Raw genomic sequence first — 4550 nt, 5'->3', positions numbered from 1 at the left:
CAGGATGGACTCCTTGACGGCCGGTGGAAGGGTGTTCTCGCGGGAGAGGATCCAAAGGTATTTCGGTCCCTTGGAGCTGACGAGCGCATATCGGTAGTCAGGATCGATCATCAGGACGCGATAGTCCGAGTAGAATGGGCCGAAGAAGGACACACGCATACGTGCCGGTTCCTTGTCCGCATCTGGGCGGAATGCCTTACCGATGGAGCGCTTGAACTTGGAGTCCTTGATGCCGGTGTTCTCGACGCGCACGGTGCCGTCGGATTTGAGAGTGTAGACGGCCTGGGTGAATTCGATGCCCTTTTCGAAGCGGTGATCGAAGCGGGCGATCTCGTACCATGTGCCGAGGTAGCGTTTGAGATCGAGGCTCATGACTGGAGTGTCATCGACAGACCTGGTCTTTGCACAGGCTGCGCAGCTGAACATAATCAGCATGATCAGGAGGATTGAGATTACCTTATCCATAATAGATTTTGCATTTTTGGCGACCATCAGCGGTCACATTGCAAAGGTAGTTCAATCGATCTCAGTGCGCTAACTTCCTGTGTGTGAGTTAGAAGGGAGGCAATATGAAGTTGGTTGGGAGTTCGTACGCGTCCAGGGCGGGCGGTCTCATTCGTTAAGCACGCATGCGACTTAAGCATTATGGACATACTCGCTCCAGAAGCGCTCGTCGCAGAATTTTTTCAGTGCAGTGGACATCAGCACGAAGGCCCTGCTCTGGAGGCAGCGGGTGGAGTAGGAGTTGAACATCTTTTCCACTCCGCGGGATTTTCCGCGAACTTCGTCGGGCGCTGGCTTGTAGCTCATGTCGCCACGGAGCAGGCGGATCACGATGATCGCGATCTCATCGCTGGTCATGCCCAACCTCCGGAGGTATTGGACGCAGAGCATGCGCGCATCTACATAGGATTGCTGCTTGCAGCCGTTGAGAACACCCTCGGAATCGACTTCGCAGAGGTCGCAGACTTGGTCAAGGATGGTGGTGAACATTTCCGACTTTTTCATAACGTTTTAGTTTTGACCTGGTTAAAGATAGGCGTTTTTTTGGAAAATCTGATAGTTTCCGTATATTTGACGCTAGCCCGATCCAGAGCCAGGGCGAAAGTCTTCAGAACTGTCGCATCGCCAGCCGAAGATAGGGTGCAGGTACAAATTGATTTAAAGTATTGGAACTATGGATATAAATAAGGAACTTATTGATAGCCTTTTCGTTAAGGCCCAGGAGTCAGAGAGCAAGAGGGCTCAGTACGATCTCAGGACTTCGCTGGACGATGCTGGCCAGAGGATGTTGAACGTTATGCTTCCTGGCAGCGAGGTGGCAATCCATCGCCATCCGAAGAGCAGCGAGAACGTGATCCTTCTTTCGGGCAAGCTTGTGGATGTGCTCTACGCTGAGGTAATAGGCGAGCCAAAGGATGGTGACGAGATCGTCGTTACCGCCAGCGGCAAGAAGGCCAAGGTCGTGGAGCGTCATCTTCTCGATTCTTCGACCGGCAATTTCGGTTTCATCGTGCCTCGTGGCGCTTGGCACAGGATCGAGGTTCTCGAGCCTTCCGCAATCTATCACGCCAAGGACGGCAAGGCCGGCGAGGACGGTACTGAGAATCTCTAGGATTCTCTCCCCATCACGAATCACTTCTAAAAACCATCTCAAAAAATGAGGTGGTTTTTTATTTATCGGTAACTTTGCAGTACCATGAAAAAGAAACTGCTACTTATCTTTTGCCTTGTGATGGCGTCATTGTCGCTTGCGATGGCGGGCGAGCCCGATACGAAGGATCTTCTCAGCGGGATCAGGATCAACAAGTATGAGATCAAGTCACTGGTGCCGAGGGGTCTGACCAGCGTGAAGGGGACAGTCAAGGTCAATATCACCTGCGATGTGCCCAGGATGGTCATTTCGGGCATCAATGGTGTCGTCTACACGAAGAAAGGTGAGGCTTTCGTCAGAGGCAGTGCCGACGAGATCGTGCTCGAGAAGGGCACTCATGACGTGATGATCACTGGGTACGGCAGCCTCGAGTCGTTCTCGGCTCTCGCTTCGCTGATTATGTCCGGTGCGTCTCTCAATCCGGCCGACTACACTGCCGACATCAATGCGTCCATCCGCACGGACAACAAGCCCGCCCGCAGACTCAGTTTCAAGAAAATTTCTCTGGGTATGCTGCGAAAGTAAAGGCAGTGCTCCTACAGCACCACGACCTTTATCCAATCCTGCAGCCTGACCGGGCCCTTGCCGTAGCCGCCCTGGGAGTCGCTGATCAGGAGGATGGTCTGTCGGCCGTCGGAGAGCTTGGCGCCCAGGCACATGCCCTCGTAGTTGGCCCATGCGACGTTCGAGAGGGAGAGGCGGGTGGTCCAGCTGGCGACCAGTTCCTTGCGCATGAACCTGCTCTCCGGAATCGATGCGATGTCGGTATATTGGGTGATCTTCTTCGCGCCCTTAGGGTTCACGAGGTAGAGCTTGCAGGTCACGTCCGCACCCACGTAGAGCTTCGGGATGTTGGCTTCGCGCTCGAGGATGAGGAGGCGTCCGTTCGGGAGGGCGCATATCTCAGGACATCCGAACACATAAGGTGAGCCGAAGTCGCGCGTACGGCCCGGGTCCATCTTGTACGCGTACTGCCGGTGGGGTGCGAGGTTGGTCTTGAAGCTCTGGATTCGGAGCATGTTTGCAGCTCCAGGTGCATTCGGGCCTGCTGCAGGTCCATCGGATGGGAGAGTGGTCTCGGTGGTGGCCCAGAAGCGTGCGCGCGTGCCTTGGCCGCTGAGTGCGAGGGCTTCGAGGCCCATGTTCCCGACCGACTTGCGGAACTGGTCCGGGATTCGGAGTTCGCGTCCGGTCCTCTGACCGTCCATGTCGTATTCGAGTATGCGGTTGTCGGATTCTCCGCTGATGAACAGGGTGCCGGCTGCATGAGCGCTGCTGGACTTCTTACCGGCCGCCGTTTTCTTTCCACCTGCCGGCAGGTATGCGATTCCTTCGCAATCTCGGTCGGAGGTCGGTCCGATCTTGTTGGAGAAGTATCCTTCGTTCTCGACGTTGATCACGCGTCCGGTCTGCTGGTCCTGGGTAATCTTCCATATATAGAATCCGTCGGAGCTTTCCTTGTCGCTCACGACGGCATAGCGTCCGTTGCCGATCGGTGTGATTCCGCTGTAGTTGGCGGGTTTGATGCCCCAGAGGGAGAGGTTCTGCTGGGGGATTCCGACCTTGCTTTCGTCTTCTGCGCCCTGGTCACCGGCTTCTCCAATCATGGCTCCTATCACCGAGCCGAGGAGGTCTCCGAGTCCTTGGGCCTTCACGGGCATCGCCATCATCAGGGCGACGAGTGCTATCGCTGTCTTCTTCATATTCTCTGTCGTTTACTACAAAGGTATGCATTCTTTTACTATCTTTGAGGAACAACTATCCGTAAACCACGCATGAAGAAAAGATCATTGCTTGCAGCGGGGATGCTGCTGATGGCGAGCGTTCTGTTCGCGAAGGACCATGAAGGTATCACTTCGTCTACTCTCGGAGCTGGCCGTTTCACACTCATAGAGAATTCGAAGCCTGCTTCTATCCTTATCTCGGCGGACGAGAAGAAGGGTGTCAAGATTGCCGCAGAGGCGCTCCAGGCGGACTTCGAGAGAGTCTGCGGCACCAAGGCGGCTCTGCTGAACGCTCCGGTGAATGGCTCATCAGGCACGGCGCAAACTTCGGCCCCGAATTCAGCAATGAGTCCAGCGCAAGTTTCGGCAGCGGCTTCCAGGACTATCATCGTCGGCACGCTCGAGAGTCCGTATATCCAGCAGATCGTAAAGGCCGGCAAGCTCGATGCGAATGAGCTCAAGGGCAAGGTCGAGAAGTACCTGATGACGGTCGTGAGCAATCCTGTCGAGGGCGTGGGTGAGGCGCTCGTGATCGCGGGTAGCGACATGAGAGGTGCCATCTACGGTATCTATGAGCTTTCGGAGCAGATGGGCGTGTCTCCATGGTACGATTGGATGGACGTTCCGACTGTCCATCAGGATAATCTTTCGATCGCGAAGGGCACATATTCGGCTGGGGAGCCGGCAGTGCGCTACCGTGGCATCTTCCTCAATGACGAGGCTCCGTGCCTGACGACATGGGTGAAGAACACTTTCGGTACCGATTTCGGCGGCCATGAGTTCTATGCGCGTGCGTTCGAGCTCATCCTCAGGCTGAGGGGTAATTTCATGTGGCCTGCGATGTGGGGTTGGAGCTTCTATGCAGATGACCCTCTCAATTCGCAGACGGCCAGCGAGATGGGTATCATCATGGGCACGAGCCACCATGAGCCTATGGCACGCAATCACCAGGAGTGGGTGCGCAAGAACGGTTCGGAGGGCGAGTGGGACTACGTCAAGAACCAGAAGGCGGTCGACAAGTTCTTCCGCGAGGGCATGCAGCGTGCGAAGGATACGGAGGATCTGATCACCATCGGTATGAGGGGTGACGGTGATGCTGCGATGGGCGAGAGGGAAGGTCTCGACGATGCGTTCATCATCAAGACGCTCGAGAAGGTAGTGAAGAACCAGCG

At 55.5% G+C, this 4550-nt stretch carries 6 protein-coding genes; 3 read left to right on the top strand and 3 right to left on the bottom strand.

Annotation, left to right across the window (positions count from 1 at the left end; translation table 11 throughout):
* Both AC06ND_RS00940 and AC06ND_RS00935 read right to left on the bottom strand, forming a co-directional pair.
* Window positions 1–465: lipocalin family protein (locus AC06ND_RS00940; RefSeq protein WP_475677121.1), on the bottom strand; the 465-nt coding region annotated here is incomplete at its 3' end.
* A 171-nt stretch (window positions 466–636) separates the two neighbouring features.
* Window positions 637–1008, bottom strand: coding sequence for a hypothetical protein (locus tag AC06ND_RS00935; protein WP_475677120.1), 372 nt, complete (start codon window positions 1006–1008; stop codon window positions 637–639).
* Window positions 1009–1177: 169 nt separating this feature from the next.
* Here AC06ND_RS00935 and AC06ND_RS00930 point away from each other — a divergent pair, with 169 nt between their 5' ends.
* Window positions 1178–1615, top strand: coding sequence for a WbuC family cupin fold metalloprotein (locus AC06ND_RS00930; protein ID WP_475677119.1), 438 nt, complete (start codon window positions 1178–1180; stop codon window positions 1613–1615).
* A gap of 84 nt (window positions 1616–1699) precedes the next feature.
* Window positions 1700–2179 (top strand): hypothetical protein, encoded by a 480-nt coding sequence (locus tag AC06ND_RS00925; RefSeq protein ID WP_475677118.1) that lies wholly within the window; start codon window positions 1700–1702, stop codon window positions 2177–2179.
* Between the two features lie 11 nt (window positions 2180–2190).
* Here AC06ND_RS00925 and AC06ND_RS00920 read toward each other — a convergent pair whose 3' ends face one another.
* A complete protein-coding gene (locus AC06ND_RS00920; RefSeq protein ID WP_475677117.1) occupies window positions 2191–3357 on the bottom strand; it encodes an esterase-like activity of phytase family protein in 1167 nt (388 codons plus the stop codon).
* Between the two features lie 102 nt (window positions 3358–3459).
* On the opposite strand from AC06ND_RS00920, the gene AC06ND_RS00915 reads away from it, so the two are divergent.
* Window positions 3460–4550: glycosyl hydrolase 115 family protein (locus AC06ND_RS00915; protein ID WP_475677122.1), on the top strand; the 1091-nt coding region annotated here is incomplete at its 3' end.

This window comes from Candidatus Cryptobacteroides sp. (assembly GCF_056207615.1).
The sequence above is the reverse complement of the archived record's forward strand: the minus strand, read 5'-3'. Positions and strand labels throughout refer to the sequence as shown.

What these genes read in the sequence shown, in the direction of transcription:
- AC06ND_RS00935 (WP_475677120.1), bottom strand. Translation starts at nt 1,008, where the DNA reads ATGAAAAAGTCGGAAATGTTCACCACCATCCTTGACCAAGTCTGCGAC.
- AC06ND_RS00930 (WP_475677119.1), top strand. Translation starts at nt 1,178, where the DNA reads ATGGATATAAATAAGGAACTTATTGATAGCCTTTTCGTTAAGGCCCAG.
- AC06ND_RS00925 (WP_475677118.1), top strand. Translation starts at nt 1,700, where the DNA reads ATGAAAAAGAAACTGCTACTTATCTTTTGCCTTGTGATGGCGTCATTG.
- AC06ND_RS00920 (WP_475677117.1), bottom strand. Translation starts at nt 3,357, where the DNA reads ATGAAGAAGACAGCGATAGCACTCGTCGCCCTGATGATGGCGATGCCC.